General features: G+C 61.8%; 12 protein-coding genes. 7 read left to right on the top strand and 5 right to left on the bottom strand.

Annotation, left to right across the window (positions count from 1 at the left end):
* Positions 1–14 precede the first annotated feature (14 nt).
* The gene (hpnH, locus tag K5607_RS06845; protein ID WP_054773112.1) at positions 15–1127 is read right to left on the bottom strand and encodes an adenosyl-hopene transferase HpnH; all 1113 of its coding nucleotides are present in this window, start codon (positions 1125–1127) and stop codon (positions 15–17) included.
* A 307-nt stretch (positions 1128–1434) separates the two neighbouring features.
* Between hpnH and K5607_RS06840 the strand changes: the two genes are divergently transcribed.
* From K5607_RS06840 to K5607_RS06810, 7 genes are all read left to right on the top strand, one after another.
* Entirely contained in the window at positions 1435–2535 is a 1101-nt protein-coding gene (locus tag K5607_RS06840; protein ID WP_221048611.1) for a phytoene/squalene synthase family protein, read from the top strand.
* A 48-nt stretch (positions 2536–2583) separates the two neighbouring features.
* A complete protein-coding gene (gene shc, locus K5607_RS06835) occupies positions 2584–4557 on the top strand; it encodes a squalene--hopene cyclase (protein ID WP_054773117.1) in 1974 nt (657 codons plus the stop codon).
* A complete protein-coding gene (locus tag K5607_RS06830; RefSeq protein ID WP_221048610.1) occupies positions 4554–5279 on the top strand; it encodes a phosphorylase family protein in 726 nt (241 codons plus the stop codon). Before shc ends, K5607_RS06830 begins: the two co-directional genes overlap by 4 nt.
* Positions 5280–5314: 35 nt before the next feature.
* Positions 5315–7960 carry an MMPL family transporter gene (locus K5607_RS06825; RefSeq protein ID WP_221048609.1) on the top strand — a complete coding sequence of 882 codons (2646 nt, stop codon included), beginning with the start codon at positions 5315–5317 and terminating at the stop codon, positions 7958–7960.
* Between the two features lie 41 nt (positions 7961–8001).
* Positions 8002–9390: an aspartate aminotransferase family protein gene (locus tag K5607_RS06820; protein ID WP_221048608.1), complete on the top strand. Its 1389-nt coding sequence runs from the start codon at positions 8002–8004 to the stop codon at positions 9388–9390.
* A 26-nt stretch (positions 9391–9416) separates the two neighbouring features.
* Positions 9417–9779 (top strand): copper resistance CopC family protein, encoded by a 363-nt coding sequence (locus K5607_RS06815; protein ID WP_221048607.1) that lies wholly within the window; start codon positions 9417–9419, stop codon positions 9777–9779.
* Positions 9780–9849: 70 nt separating this feature from the next.
* Complete coding sequence (locus K5607_RS06810; protein WP_054773450.1) at positions 9850–11484, top strand: copper resistance D family protein; 1635 nt, start codon at positions 9850–9852, stop codon at positions 11482–11484.
* 68 nt (positions 11485–11552) lie between these two features.
* On the opposite strand, the gene K5607_RS06805 is transcribed toward K5607_RS06810, so the two are convergent.
* The 4 genes from K5607_RS06805 to K5607_RS06790 all read right to left on the bottom strand — a co-directional run bounded on the left by K5607_RS06805 (position 11553) and on the right by K5607_RS06790 (position 14754).
* Complete coding sequence (locus K5607_RS06805) at positions 11553–11987, bottom strand: hypothetical protein (RefSeq protein WP_054773451.1); 435 nt, start codon at positions 11985–11987, stop codon at positions 11553–11555.
* Positions 11988–11991: 4 nt separating this feature from the next.
* Positions 11992–12903: a zinc dependent phospholipase C family protein gene (locus K5607_RS06800; protein WP_221048606.1), complete on the bottom strand. Its 912-nt coding sequence runs from the start codon at positions 12901–12903 to the stop codon at positions 11992–11994.
* Positions 12904–12944: 41 nt separating this feature from the next.
* Complete coding sequence (cysZ, locus tag K5607_RS06795; protein ID WP_221048605.1) at positions 12945–13688, bottom strand: sulfate transporter CysZ; 744 nt, start codon at positions 13686–13688, stop codon at positions 12945–12947.
* 220 nt (positions 13689–13908) lie between these two features.
* Complete coding sequence (locus tag K5607_RS06790) at positions 13909–14754, bottom strand: GIY-YIG nuclease family protein (protein WP_054773455.1); 846 nt, start codon at positions 14752–14754, stop codon at positions 13909–13911.
* Positions 14755–14821 lie beyond the last annotated feature (67 nt).

Here is a 14821-nt window from a genome sequence, read left to right as displayed (position 1 = left end):
GAGCGCCCTTCTCCTCAGCAGCTATGGGGCGGCGTCTCAACCCGTCCCGAATCGATGGCGGCTCCCTCGACTGGAACCTCGTATTGCGGCACGGCCTGCTCCACCATGGCGCCTTCGGTGCGGGGACCGCGCATAGAAACCAGCAGGGCCTTGAGCGGATTGCTCATGGCGTCAGCCACGGCGGTGGCTTCATAACCGCAGTGGGCCATGCAATTGACGCACTTGGGATTGCGCACCGTGCCGTATTTTTGCCAGGGGGTTTCTTCCATCAAGCCCTTGAAGCTGGAGGCGTAACCTTCGTCGGACAACAAGTAGCAAGGCTTCTGCCAGCCGAACACGTTGCGCGTCGGGTTGCCCCACGGCGTGCAGTTGTAACCTTGGTTGCCGGCGAGGAAATCCAGGAACAGGCTGGAATGGTTCAGGCGCCACTTGCGGCCCTTGCCCAGGCGGAAAATGTCGCGGAACAGTTCTTTGGTTTCCACCGACTTGATGAAGATGCCCTGCTGCGGCGCCCTTTCGTAGCTGAAGCCGGGGGAGATGGTGATGCCCTCCACGCCCAGGTCGCGCACGTAATCCAGGAACTTGGCCACTTCCGGCGCCGTCTCACCCTGGAACAAGGTGCAGTTGATGGTGACGCGAAAGCCTTTGTCCAAAGCCAGCTTGATGGCTTCCACCGCCTTCTCGAACACGCCCTCTTGGCACACCGAGGTATCGTGACGCTCCCTTTCGCCGTCCAAATGCACGGAGAAGGTCAGATAAGGAGAGGGCTTGTAGTCGTCCATCTTCTTGCGCAGCAACAAGGCGTTGGTGCACAGATACACGTATTTCTTGCGAGCGATGATGCCGTCCACTACCTGGGGCAGCTCTTTGTGCAACAGGGGCTCGCCGCCGGCGATGGAAATGACCGGCGCGCCGCATTCGTCCACGGCCGCCAAACAATCTTCCACGCTCAAGCGCTTGTTGAGGATCTCGTCCGGATAGTCGATCTTGCCGCAACCGGCGCAGGCCAGATTGCAGCGAAACAACGGCTCCAGCATCAACACCAGCGGATATTTCTCCCGGCCTTTGAGCTTTTGCTTGACCAGATAGCTGGCGATACTGAACTGCTGACGTAATGGAACGCCCATCGACTTAACTCCTAAATCCAAGGATGCAAACCCGCCCCCGCTGGGGAAGTATGTTGAGCATTCTAATCAGGATTGCCTGAAGCGCCAAATTTTTTTGCAAAAATGCAACACCGCTCGCACGAACTCCGCCGCCCCGCCCCAAGCCAGAATAAATAAGCCATTGACGGACCTGACGGAATTGCTAGAATTGCCGCAAGTTAGACAGGCAACCCCGTTTTGTGACCATTTTACAACAACACGACAAACAGCCGCCGGCAGCCACGACATGTCGGCACTACCCGGCCCCACACCGGAGAGACTTCAGATCATGAATGGAACTCATGCAACAGTAGCCGACGCCATCGGCCAACTGAGCGACGACCAGCTGCAAGCCCAGCTGCTGGAAGGGGTTTCTCGCACTTTCGCCCTGACCATCCCGCAGCTGCCCCAAGCCCTGTACAAGGCGGTGGCCAATGCCTACCTGCTGTGCCGCATCGTCGACACCATCGAAGACGAGGTGGCACTCACCTCCGAACAAAAGCGGGCCTTCTGCCGCGACTTCGAAGCCGTGGTCAAAGGCCGCGCCGACGCCGCCTCCTTCAGCCGCCGCCTGGCGCCGCTGCTGTCGCAGCAAACCATACCGGCCGAACACGAACTGATCCGCTGCGTCCCCCGCGTCATCGCCATCACCCACAGCCTGGACCAGCCGCAGATCGACGCCTTGGCCGAGTGCGTGGAAATCATGGCCAAGGGCATGGCGGATTTTCAGGACAAAGACCTCAGCGCGGGCCTGGCGAATCTCGACGAAATGGACCGTTATTGCTACTACGTGGCCGGCGTGGTGGGGGAGATGCTCACCAAGTTGTTCTGCCACTACTCGCCGGAAATCGCCAAGAACCGCGACACCATGATGAAGCTGGCGGTTTCCTTCGGCCAAGGCCTGCAGATGACCAATATCCTCAAGGACGTGTGGGACGACCACCAGCGCGGCGTTTCTTGGCTGCCCAGAGACATTTTCGCCGCCTACGGCTACGACCTGGCGCAGCTCTCGCCGCAGAACAACAACGCCGCTTTCCGCGCCGCCTACGGCGAGGTGGTCGGCGTCGCCCACGGCCACCTGCGCAACGCGCTGGAGTACACCATGCTGATTCCCAGCCATGAAACAGGCATGCGCGAATTCTGCCTGTGGGCGCTAGGGATGGCCGTGCTCACCCTGCGCAAAATCAACGGCAACCTGGCATTCACCCAATCCAGCCAGGCCAAGATCACCCGCCGCAGCGTGAAGGCCACCATCGCGGCCTCCCGCTTAGCGCGGCGCTGCAACTTTCTGCTCAAGCTCCTGTTCAACCTGGCCGGCATCGGCCTACCCGCGCCCAAAGCCCCGCTGCTTGCGGCGCCCAATCGCACCGACAATCAACTGGACGCATAGACAAGGGGATATCCGAATATGCTGAACGCCAACGCCGCTTCGATCCGCATGGACAACCTGGACTTGCAATCCGTCCCCCTGGACGCCAAGCTGCCCGCTCACGCCGCCGCGCCCGAATCGCGGCTGGACGCCGCCATCGGCAGCGCCACCAACCATCTGCTGTCCCTGCAACACGCGGACGGCCACTGGGTATTCGAGCTGGAAGCCGACTGCACCATCCCGTCCGAGTACATCATGATGATGCACTTCATGGACGAGATCGATCTGGAGCTGCAAGCCAAGATCGCCAACTTCGTGCGCTCCCGCCAGAACGCCGACGGCAGCTGGCCGCTGTTCACCGGCGCGCCCGGCGACATCAGCTGCTCGGTGAAAGCCTACTACGCCCTGAAAATGGCCGGCGACAACATCGACGCGCCGCACATGGTCAAAGCCCGCCACTGGATTCACGACCAAGGCGGCGCAGCCAAGTCCAACGTGTTCACCCGCATCGCCCTGGCGATGTTCGAGCAGGTGCCCTGGCGCGCCACGCCGTTCATCCCGGTGGAAATCATGCACCTGCCCAAGTGGTTCCCCTTCCACCTGGACAAGGTCTCCTATTGGTCGCGCACCGTGATGGTGCCGCTGTTCATCCTGTGCAGCCTCAAGGTCAAGGCCCGCAACCCGCACGAAGTGCATATCCGCGAGCTGTTCATCACCAAACCGGAGCTGGAGCGCGGCTATTTCGACCACGTCAAGACACCGTTGGGCAAGGCCATTCTGGCCGTCGAGCGCTTCTTCCGTTTGTTCGAACCGCTGTTCGCCGCCACCCTGCGCAAATCCGCCATCGAAAAGGCCTTCGCCTGGTTCGAGCCGCGCCTCAACGGCGAAGACGGCCTGGGCGCCATTTTCCCCGCCATGGTCAACGCCTATGAAGCCATGGACGCCATCGGCATTCCCGAAAACGATCCGCGCCGCGTGACCGCCAAGAAGGCCATCGAAAAACTGCTGGTATTCCAAGGCGACAAGGTCTATTGCCAGCCCTGCGTATCCCCCATTTGGGACACCGGCCTCACCGCCCTGGCCCTGCAGGAAGTGCTGAAGGCCGACGACGACGCCCGCACCAAAGAAGCCGTCAGCCATAGCCTGCGCTGGCTCGCCAGCAAGCAAATCGCCGCGGACGCACCGGGCGACTGGCGCATCAATTGCGAGGAAGGCCAAGTCTGCGGCGGCTGGGCTTTCCAATACGGCAACGACTATTACCCGGACGTGGACGACACCGCCGTGGTGGCCGTCGCCATGAAACAGGCGCAAGACCCGCAATTCGCCGACAACCTGGAGCGCGCCGGCAGTTGGATCGCCGCCATGCAGTCCTCCAACGGCGGCTTCGGCGCTTTCGACGTGGACAACGACCACTACTACCTCAACCACATCCCCTTCGCCGACCACGGTGCGTTGCTGGATCCGCCCACTGCCGACGTATCCGGCCGTTGCGCCATGTACTTGGCCATGCTGGTGGACCAACAGCCTGAGCTGAAGCCGGCGCTGGATCGCGTGCTGGACTATTTGGGCAACGAGCAGGAAGCCGACGGCGCCTGGTTCGGCCGCTGGGGCACCAACTACATTTACGGCACCTGGTCGGTGCTGCTGGCATTCGAATACGCCGGCGTGCCGAAAGACGATCCGCGAGTACGCAAGGCGGTGGCTTGGCTGCACAGCGTGCAGCGCGAAGACGGCGGCTGGGGCGAGGACAACTGGAGCTATCACGACGCCTCCACCCGCGGCCAATTCGGCTACAGCACCGCGTTCCAAACGGCGTTCGCCCTCATCGCCCTGCTGGCGGCCGGCGAAGGCGACTCGCCGGCAGTGCGGCGCGGCGTGGAATTCCTGTTGAGCAAGCAGGAAGCCGACGGCGTATGGAACGACCCCTGCTTCACCGCGCCGGGCTTCCCCAAGGTGTTCTATTTGAAGTACCACGGCTACGACAAGTTCTTCCCGCTGTGGGCCCTGGCGAAATACCGTAACGCTCTGGCCGCGGCCCGGTGACATCGTCGGCACCGTTCACCATCGGCATCGTCGTCGCCCTGCCGGCGGAATGCCGTAGCTTGGGAGTGCGCTTAACCGGAAAGGGCGACGCCGCCCACCACTCCTCCGAGGTCCGGGTAATGCTGTCCGGCGCCGGGCCGCGCAACGCCGCCCGCGCCGCCGAAGCGCTGGCGGAACGCGGCGCTTCGGCCTTGTTGAGCTGGGGCTGCTGCGCCGCCTTGGCGCCGCAACTCTCTCCCGGCGCGCTGCTGCTGCCTGAAGCCTTGCTTGACCGGGAACGGCGCATTCACAGCGACCAAGCATGGCGCGAGAGGCTGCACGCCGCCCTGTCTCCCCACTTAACCGTGCGCGGCGGCGCGTTGACGCAAAGCGCCGACATCGTGGCGACCCCTGCGGACAAAGCCGCCTTGGCCCAGGCCAGCGGCGCGATCGGCGTCGACATGGAAAGCGCGGCGGTGGCTCACGTCGCCCACCACCGACGGATTCCCTTCGTCGCCATCCGCGCGGTGGCGGATCCCCTGGGGATGGCGCTGCCCCATGCCGTATTGGAAAATACCGACGAGGACGGCGACACCCGAATCGGCGGCTTGTTGTTGTCCCTGGCTCGCCGCCCCACCGAACTCCCGGCCCTGCTGAGCTTGGGGCGCCATTTTTCCGCCGCCATGGCCAGCCTGCGCCACACGGCCAAACTGGCCGGCCCGGATTTCCTACTTAAACCTTAAACACTGACTCGAAGAGCAGCGAAGCGGAACCACCCATGACCACTCCACACGGCAATCTTTTTCTGCGCTGCATGGCCTGGTGGGAAGCCGAAATCGTCAATCGTCCCTGGTGGTTGCTGGCGCTCACGGCCGTCGCCACCGTCTATTGCACCCTCTACACCATGGACCACCTGACGGTCGACACCGACACGGCGGACATGATCTCCATCGAATTGCCGTTCCAGCAAAATCGCTTGCGCCTGGAAAGGGCCTTCCCCCAGGACGTCAGCACCATTCTGCTGGTGGTGGAAGGCGACACCCCGGAACAAACCACCCAGGCGGTGGATTTCCTCGGCGAACAGCTGCGCCAGGAGCAGCAGTACGTGAAATCCGTCTACGTACCGGGCAGCGGCAACTTCTTCTCTAAACACGGCTTGCTGTTCCTGGATTTGCCGGAATTGGAAGACGTCAGCTCCCAATTGGCCAACGCCCAGCCCTTCATCGGCCGTATCGCGCAAAAGCCCAACCTGGACGGCTTCTTCGGCGTCCTGGGCGATGCGCTGAAAATGTCCGGCAACGACCTCCCCCTGGACCTGGCGCCGCTGTTGAACAAAATCGGCGCCAGCCTGGACAAGACCCTGGCCGGCGAACCCGCGCTGCTGTCCTGGCAACAGCTGATGATGAATCAGAAACCCGGTTTCGGCACCACCGAGCGTTTCGTCATCGTCACGCCCAAACTGGACTTTACCGCCCTGCTGCCGGCGGAGCAGCCCATCAACGCCGTCAAACGCGTCGCCGCCATGGCCGAGGACGGGCGCTTCGGCCGCATCCATACCCGCATGACCGGCGAGGTGGTGCTGGAACACGAGGAATTGGACAGCATCACCCAGGGCACGGCGGTAGCCAGTATCGCTTCCATGGTGCTGGTATTCCTTACCCTGCTGATCGGCTACCGCTCGCCGAAACTGGTGATTGCCACCGTGGTGACCCTGTCCATCGGCCTGGTGTTTTCCCTGTATTTCGCCACCGTCGCCATCGGCCATCTCAACTTGATTTCCATCGGCTTCGCCGTGCTGTTCATCGGCATGGGCGACGCCTACTCCTCCCATTTCTGCCTGCGCTACCGCGAACTGATGGAACGCGGCATGACCATGCGCGAATCGCTGCTGGAAACCCTCAGCTCCACCGGCTCGGCGTTGATCCTGTGCACCTTCACCGCCTCCATGGGCTTGTTCGCCTTCCTGCCCACCAATTACGTGGGCGTATCGGAACTGGGCATCATCGCTGGCGTCAGCATGTTCATCGCCCTGGGCACCACCTTCACCGTGCTGCCGGCGCTGTTGAAGGTCATGCCGCTGCGCCAGCCCGTGCGGCGCCATGAAACCAAGTTCCTGTCAAAAATCCTCGGCAATTGGCCCATCACCCACGCGCGCAAGGTTCGCTGGATCACCTACGTCACCGCCGCGGTCGCCGTGGTCATGCTGCAATGGCTGGAGGTGGATTTCAGCCCCATCAACCTGCGCGACCCCAACAGCGAGTCGGTCAAAACCTTCAAATACCTGCTGCAATCGGAGGATACCTCGCCGATGACGTTGGCGTCCCTCGCCCGCAGCGAGGAAGAAGTCCAAGCCAAACGGCAGGCCTTCGAGCATCTGTCCACCGTCAAGAAAGTCGTCACCTTGCTGGATTTCGTGCCGGCCGATCAAGCCCAGAAACTGTCCCTCATCGAAGACCTGGGGCCGATCCTGGGCGGCCAGCTGGACCACTTCCCCGCGCGTATCGACGGCACGCCGACGCTCGCCGGCATCAAGAGCCTGCTGGCCGCCGCCGAGGAAGGCGTAACGAAAGACCGTCCCGACGCCGACCGGGAAACCCTGACGGCCTTCCGCGACCGGATCAAGCGCGTGGACGAACGCTTGGCGAGCCTGGACCCCGCAGCCCAGCAAGCCCTGCTGCTGCAACTGCAAAACAGCCTGCTGGGCGCCCTGCCGCAAACCATCGGCTTGCTGCGCAACAACCTGAATGCGGAGGAAATCACCGTCGCCAACCTGCCTGCCGACATCCGGGAGCGCTGGCTCAGCCCGGACGGCTGGTATCGCTTGCAGATATTCCCGAAAAAAGACGGCAACGACCTGGACAACCTGCGCGAGTTCATCGCCGACGCGCAAACGGTGGACGCCAACGTCACCGACCTGCCGGTCACTTACCTGGAGTCCATGAACGAAGTGGTGCGGGCTTTCGTCCAGGCCTTCAGCATCGCCCTCATCACCATCACCGTGCTGCTGCTGCTGGTGCTGCGCAACGTCCGCGACACCCTGCTGGTGTTGCTGCCGCTGCTGCTGGCGGGACTCTACACCGCCGCCGCGACGGTCGTCCTGCACGTGCCCTTCAACTTCGCCAACATCATCGCCCTGCCCTTGCTGTTCGGCCTGGGCGTGGACAGCGGCGTGCACATGGCGCACCGCCTGCACTACCTGCACGCCGAAGAAGGCGAGGAAAACCTGCTGACCACCAGCGAAGCCAAGGGCGTGTTCTACGGCACCCTCACCACCGTGTTCAGCTTCAGCAGCTTGGCTTTCACCCCCCACGCCGGCACCGCCAGCATGGGTGAACTGCTCGCCATCGGGCTGCTATTCACGCTGATCTGCTCCCTGGTGATGCTGCCGGCGTTCAGCGTGTTGGGCGCCCGCAAGGCCCGTTAAACTATTTCCCACAGACACTTACGACTATCAGGTTAGGTTAAATGGCAAAGACCCTCGCAACTCTGCTCGCGGAACGGGCCGGCGAAAATTTCGAACTGCACGACAAGCACCTCAACGGCCAGATGGTGCGGGTGCTTAAGACCATCGGCTACGACCGCGTCTACACCAAGGCCAAGGGCCCCTACCTGTACGACAAGGACGACAACCAATACCTAGACCTGTTGAGCGGCTTCGGCGTGTTCGCCCTGGGCCGTAACCACCCCACGGTGGTGGCCGCGCTGCAGGAAGTGCTGACCGGCGAAATGCCCGACTTGGTGCAAATGGACGTCTCCTTGCTGTCGGGCCTGCTGGCGGAAAAAATCCTCTCCGTCTGCCCCGGCGACCTCAACCGAGTGTTCTTCTGCAACTCCGGCGCGGAAGCGGTGGAAGGCGCCATCAAGTTCGCCCGCTACACCACCAAGCGCCAGAAGATTCTCCACTGCGAGCACGCTTTCCACGGTCTGACCCTGGGCGCCCTGTCGCTCAACGGCGAGGAAGTGTTCAAGGAAGGCTTCGGCCCCTTGCTGCCCGGCTGCGCGGCGGTGCCCTTCAACGACTTGGCCGCCCTGGAAAAAGCCTTGGCCGGCAAGGACGTGGCGGCGTTCTTCGTCGAGCCGATCCAGGGCAAGGGCGTCAACATCCCCAGCGACGACTACCTGCCGGAAGCGGCGCGGCTGTGCAAAAAGTACGGCACGCTGTTCGTCGCCGACGAAATCCAGGCCGGCCTGGGCCGCACCGGCAAGATGTGGGCCGGCGACCACTGGGGCCTGGAACCGGACATGATCCTCATGGCCAAGGCCCTGTCCGGCGGCTTCGTGCCGGTGGGCGCGGTGGCCATGAAGCAGAACATCATGGACGCGGTGTTCAACCGCATGGACCGCGCCGTGGTGCACGGCTCCACCTTCTCCAAGAACAACATGGCCATGGCGGCGGGCCTTGCCTCCATGAACGTGCTCATCGAGGAAAAAGTGGTGGAAAACGCCGCCCGCGTCGGCGAAGCCTTGATCGCCGAACTGCGCGCCCTGCAGCCCAAGTACGAACTGCTGCACGAAGTGCGCGGCAAGGGCATGATGATCGCCATGGAATTCGGCGCGCCGAAAAGCCTAGGCCTCAAGGCTTCCTGGGGCTTGCTGGAAACCGCCAACAAAGGGCTGTTCAGCCAGACCGTCACCATTCCGCTGTTCAAAAACCATCGCATTCTCAGCCAGGTGGCCGGCCATGGGATGAACGTGGTCAAGTTCCTTCCGCCGCTGGTCATCACCGACCAAGACAAGGATTGGATCGTCCAGGCCATGGACGCCGTGATCGCCGACTGCCACAAGCCCGCCGCCATCCTGGATCTCGCCAAGAATCTGGCCAGCCATGCCATGAAAAGCAAGGCCGGCGATTAACCGTTAACTTCTCCCAAGGACTCCCTATGAAGCTTCGCCCCCTACTCGCGCCATGGCTGGCCCTGGCGCTCGCCGCCGCCGCGCCCGCCGCGCTGGCTCACGCCGTCATCACCGCCACCTCCTTGCAAGAGCAGCCGGTCAAGCCGAAATCGCCTGCCCACGTGGCGCTGTTCTTCAACAGCAACATCGAGTTCAAATTGTCCAAGGTACAGCTGGTGAGCAAGGGCGACGTGCACAGCCCGCTCAACATCAAGCCCGGCAAGAAACGGGGCGAACTGCTCATCGACCTGCCCGGCCTGGAAGAAGGCGAATACGTCATCAAATACAAGGTGTTCGCCGCCGACGGCCACCTCACCGACGACCAATTGCGCTTCCGCGTAGCGCCCTAACCATCCAAGCGCTTCACCCTCACCCCACCCCTCTCCCTAACAGGGAGCGGGGGTTTCGAAGGTTTTCGACATGCAAGATATCCAAGGCATAGCCAATTTTCTCGACGACTTCATGGGCGGCCTGCAGCTGATCGCCTACGCCATGGCCGTGGGCACGATGTTGTGGGCGCTGGTGGTGCTGCGCATCCCGCGCGGGCAAGACACCCCGGTCGCCGCTGCCGCCATCGCCGTGCGCCTGATGAAAATCGGCGCCTACAGCCTGGCTGTCACGCAGCTCATCGAAATCGCCATGAAAGGCGTCGTCATCGCCACGACCTTGGGCGAATTCGACTTCGCCGCCTACGCCGGCACCGTGCAATTCATCGCCGGCGCGGTGCGCATCGTGCTGGCCGCGGCTTTGGGCTGGTTCGCCGGACGCTTGCAGCAAAACCCGCTCGACGGCGGACGCTGGCTGCCGGTATACGCCCTGACCGTTCCCTTGATCATCGGCGGCGCCTGGCTGGTCCACGCCGTGGGCCGCTTCGAAAACCGCGAAGCCTTGATGCTGCTCACCGTGCTGCACCAATTGGCCGCCGCCGTGTGGTTCGCCGGCGTGGCCCAGCTGGTGGCGTTGTGGCGCATGCGCAGCCAGGACCCCTTGCTGGAAACGTTGTGGCCGCAAGCGATCCGGCGCTTCTCCGCACTGGGCATCGCCACCGTAGCGGTGCTGGTGGTCTCCGGCGGCATCCTCACCTGGGAATACGTCGGCAGCTGGGACGGCTTGGCCGGCACCGGCTACGGCAGCCTGGTCATCACCAAGCTGAGCCTGCTGGCCGTGGTGCTGGTCATGGCGTGGTACAACAAGCGTTCCGGCGAAAATTGGTTCAGCGGCCAGGACAAGGTGTCCATCACCGCCATCACACCCCACGTCGTCGAATCGGAAGCCTTCGTACTGATTAGCATCCTGTTCATCGCCGCCACCCTGTCCTCCCAGCCGCCGGCCGCGGACATCAGCAACCTTACCGCCACCGTGTCGGAAGTGGCGCACATGCTCGCGCCGAAGATCCCCAGCTTCCACTCTCCCAGCCACGCCGAACTCATGGCCGGCGAAGTGGGGCGCATCGCCATCGTCGACAAAGTGCCGTCGGTGGCCGGCGCCGAGTGGTCGGACTTCAACCACAACAGCGCAGGCTTGTTCCTCACCGTTATGGGCCTGATGGCGCTCACCTCCTACGCCGGACTGGGGCGCTGGGGACGTTATTGGCCGCTGGGCTTTGTCGGCTTAGGGATTTTCCTATTCTTCCGCAGCGACGCGGAAACCTGGCCGCTGGGCCCCATCGGCTTCTGGGAAAGCACTTTCGGCAACGGCGAGGTATTGCAGCACCGCATGGCGACCTTCCTGGTGCTGGGCCTGGGCATGATGGAAATGAAGGCGCGGGTGCACGAGGACCGCCACCCGCGCCTGCCCTACCTGTTCCCCATGCTGTGCGCCTTCGGCGGCATCCTGCTGCTGACCCACGCCCATTCGGAATTCGAGCTGAAGACCGAATACCTGATCCAGGTAACCCACACCACCATGGGCTTGTTCGCCGTGCTGATGGCCACCGGCCGCTGGCTGGAACTGCACCTCAAGCCGCCCGCCTCCAACCTGGTGGGAGCCCTATCCATGCTATGCATGGTGGCCATCGGCTTGTGTCTGCTGTTCTACAAAGAACCGCTCTACTAACCGCCGCCGAACAAAAAAAGCGCCGAATCGATCGGCGCTTTTTTTATGCCCGAGCGACCAGCGGCGCCCTACTCCGGATCGCCCCCCGTCACCCGGCAACCGTTCTCGACCCGCAAGGTGAACTCGCACGGCGCCGGCGACCTCACCTGCCTATCCAACCGCGCCGAGCAGCCGGCGTCTTCCATCAACGCCCGCTTGCCGTCTTTGCTGCACACCAGCAATACCGCATAGGGCTGTTGATACTGCGTCTTCAGCAGGTAGCGCTTGAATACCGGCGCCAGCAGCGTGGGATCGGGAGACGTGGCGTTTTTGAGGATGGTCGCGTCGTCGTCCGTCGGCGCGGCGGGCAAGGTGGAAAAATAGATATCCACCGCCGCGCTCAAGTTGACCAAATTCGTACCGAGTTTCCCCCGCTCCGCCGCCGCCAACGGGTCGGCCTCGACGCCCTCGCAAACGGAAAATGCCAGCGCCGACCATAAGGCAATCATTGCACGTTGTTTCATGGCTTTAGCTCCAGTAAGTCATGCGGCCGGCTTCGTCGATACCGGTATCCAGGCTCCAGCTTTTCAAGTCGTCCAAAGGCGAAGGCCGCCCCTGCAGGGACAGCGCCAAAGCGCCCCACAGCTCCAGCACGTTATTCTTGGCCTTGGCGAACAACTCGTCGAAATCCATGCGCCCGCCCGGCACCTCCAGGCCATGGATGTACTCGTCCTCAGGCGCGGCCGGATAAACCAGCCCTTGATTGGCCGCCACGTGGCGGGCGAACGCGAACAACACGTGGCCGCTTTCCGCCAACCGCATCATGCGACGCATGGCGCGATGCCAGCCGTGAATGTCCGGTTCCGGCCTGCCCGGATACACCGCCAGCAGGAGATCGCTCCACAGCTTCGCCACGCTGGGATCGAAACGATCGGAGTCCGCCACATCCGACGCACCGTCCACGTTGGAGGAAATCTGCCGATTGAAATCCAGCGCGCCCAGGTTGAGACGCGCGTGGCTGTGCACATCCTGGCTCATCTCGCAGCGCCGGTGATGGGTTTTGTTTTGCTCGTAGGGTCCAACCTTGAGGTTGACCACCGGATGGATGGTGCCGTCCGTGGCGACGTGGGAAGCGAAGCCGAACAACCACGCCATGCAACGGCGGCGGACGTTGTCGTCCGCAATGGCGCCCACCTGCGCCACGCCGCCGCGCAGGAACTCCACGGCGCGCCCCTTGTGCACGTCGTCGGCCCAAGCGGCCGAAACGCTGTCGGTGACATCGAGGTAGGGATAGTCGGGTGCGAGCGACCCGACGATGCAAAACTTCTTGAAATACCCCAAAGCCAAGCGCGCATCCTCGTGCAACAATCCCGGCCGGCGCTGCATTGCCTCTTCAATGGCGAATTGCGCCAAGGTGATGTGGGTGTATCCTCCGGACATGGCGTTCTCCTTGTATAAATCCGTTTTAACGCCAAGCTATGTTAAGCCTCCCGCCTAGCCCCCGCAATATAAGCCACCGCCCCCGCCACCGCCGCCGGCGGCATCAGCACGTTGAGCAGCGGCACGGCCAAACCCAAGGCGACCAGCACGCCGTAACCGGTCGCCCCGATGCGCGCCTTGCCCAGCAACCGGCGCTGCTCGGGGAAACCGCAGCCGTAACGCTCCAGCGGATAGGAAGTGTATTCCAGCATCAGGAACCAGCCGTTGAACACCAGCCAAACCAGCGGAGCCAACACGTTGACGCCGGGAATCACGAACAGCAGCAAAGCCGGCACCGCCCGCACCAGGTAATAACGCAAACGGGCCGACTCCGCCGCCAGGCTGAGCCAAGCCGCCCGCGTCCAAGACTGCTGCGCCTCGGCCGCCGCCGGCAGGCCCAGCAACACTGCCGTTTTTTCCGCCAAAATGCCGTAAAACGGCGCCCCCAGCAGGTTGGCCAACAGGGTAAAGCTGAAGAACATCAACGCGATAAAGCTCCCCGCCACCAACGGCCACAACAGCCAGCGCACCCAGTCCAGCCAGGCGGGCAGCAAATACGCCATGGCCGCGTCGAAATAATGCCGTATGGCCCACAGCCCCAGGGCATACAGGCACAGATTCAGCAACAGCGGCATCCACACGAAATGCCGCAACTCCGGCCGGGCCAGCAAGGCCAACCCCTGCCAGAGGCAGCGGGCGGCGTGGACGGGGTTGTTCAATTTGGTGGGGTCTAGGGTGGGGGTCATGGCGTCACCGGCAATGAAAATAAGGATGACTAATTATCGCCTGGAGCGGCGATTCGACATAGGGTGAAAACAAAATGCCATTGCGTCGTCCCGCAACCCGGCACTGATGAAGCGCCCTTTGCGGATTACGCCGAGGGCCAGACAAGTGGACCGCTCAATCAGCTACGAGCCAAGGAGACAGAAAATGCACACTTATTGATGAGTCGTTCAAGCGAAAATATTACACAGATTCCATCTCTTTAAGGGATTTTCCGAACGTATTTTTCCAAGCGGTTAAACCGTTTGCGGTGCCCCCATGAATTACCGCTGCGGCCGCGCTCGGACTCGAGAACTCAACATCCTTGACGAACTCGAGATAATCGTTATTTTGAATAAGCGAACTATCGTCTTTAAGCTTTTGCCGAAGGGTAATTACCCACGGATATTTTTGCGCAGACTCTCGCTCGGTTAGAACCGCCTGTGATCCAGACAATACAACCATACCATTCGGCGTCAAATAACCGATGGATTTCAATCCCTTAATTTCGCAGACCAATAGGTCTTTTTCAATTTCATCTTTTTGCAGCGCCGCCATGGGTACCAAGGCTTCAACACCAAGAGCAGGAAGAAGCTGCTGCATTTTTTCCAAAAAGACCTCCATATCTTCCCTATCGGACTCCGGAAGCTTCGCGCCACTTGACTGGCTATTCTTGAGTAGCGCTCTCCCCGAGCTTTTTGCCCCTTCGATCAGTCGCCCTTCGAGGTACCTGATATGGGCCTTCGTTAAATTCTCGTCCTTGCTAATAAAAAATACCACTTGATTCCAAAAATCTTTTTCGAGATGAACTTTGAGCCGATCTCTTATTGACTCGGCTTCTCCTATGTACAATGCCGTCTTTCCTGTTTCCGGGTCACTGCCTGTCAGGAAATAAACCCCAGCATTTAGCGCCTCGTCCCTGGCAATAATGCTATCAAACTCACTACGAGGACCAGCGACGGCCTTGCCAGTCCAATTAGAAAGTTCCGCGGTACGGAGCCGCTTTGGGTCGCCGTGAGAAAGAAAAATTTTTATCGTTGCGCTGGGCATTTTTTTCCGTAAAACGGTAATTGAAACAGAACTATCGAGAACACAGCCATACCGTTTAAGCGTTCAA

Origin of the sequence: Methylogaea oryzae (assembly GCF_019669985.1) — a bacterium.
Lineage (GTDB): Bacteria > Pseudomonadota > Gammaproteobacteria > Methylococcales > Methylococcaceae > Methylogaea > Methylogaea oryzae.
This window is presented reverse-complemented; position numbering and strand designations above follow the sequence as displayed.

Coding starts and splice junctions, on each gene's coding strand:
- hpnH (WP_054773112.1), bottom strand. CDS start 1,127: ATGGGCGTTCCATTACGTCAGCAGTTCAGTATCGCCAGCTATCTGGTC.
- K5607_RS06840 (WP_221048611.1), top strand. CDS start 1,435: ATGAATGGAACTCATGCAACAGTAGCCGACGCCATCGGCCAACTGAGC.
- shc (WP_054773117.1), top strand. CDS start 2,584: ATGGACAACCTGGACTTGCAATCCGTCCCCCTGGACGCCAAGCTGCCC.
- K5607_RS06825 (WP_221048609.1), top strand. CDS start 5,315: ATGACCACTCCACACGGCAATCTTTTTCTGCGCTGCATGGCCTGGTGG.
- K5607_RS06820 (WP_221048608.1), top strand. CDS start 8,002: ATGGCAAAGACCCTCGCAACTCTGCTCGCGGAACGGGCCGGCGAAAAT.
- K5607_RS06815 (WP_221048607.1), top strand. CDS start 9,417: ATGAAGCTTCGCCCCCTACTCGCGCCATGGCTGGCCCTGGCGCTCGCC.
- K5607_RS06810 (WP_054773450.1), top strand. CDS start 9,850: ATGCAAGATATCCAAGGCATAGCCAATTTTCTCGACGACTTCATGGGC.
- K5607_RS06805 (WP_054773451.1), bottom strand. CDS start 11,987: ATGAAACAACGTGCAATGATTGCCTTATGGTCGGCGCTGGCATTTTCC.
- K5607_RS06800 (WP_221048606.1), bottom strand. CDS start 12,903: ATGTCCGGAGGATACACCCACATCACCTTGGCGCAATTCGCCATTGAA.
- cysZ (WP_221048605.1), bottom strand. CDS start 13,688: ATGACCCCCACCCTAGACCCCACCAAATTGAACAACCCCGTCCACGCC.
- K5607_RS06790 (WP_054773455.1), bottom strand. CDS start 14,754: ATGCCCAGCGCAACGATAAAAATTTTTCTTTCTCACGGCGACCCAAAG.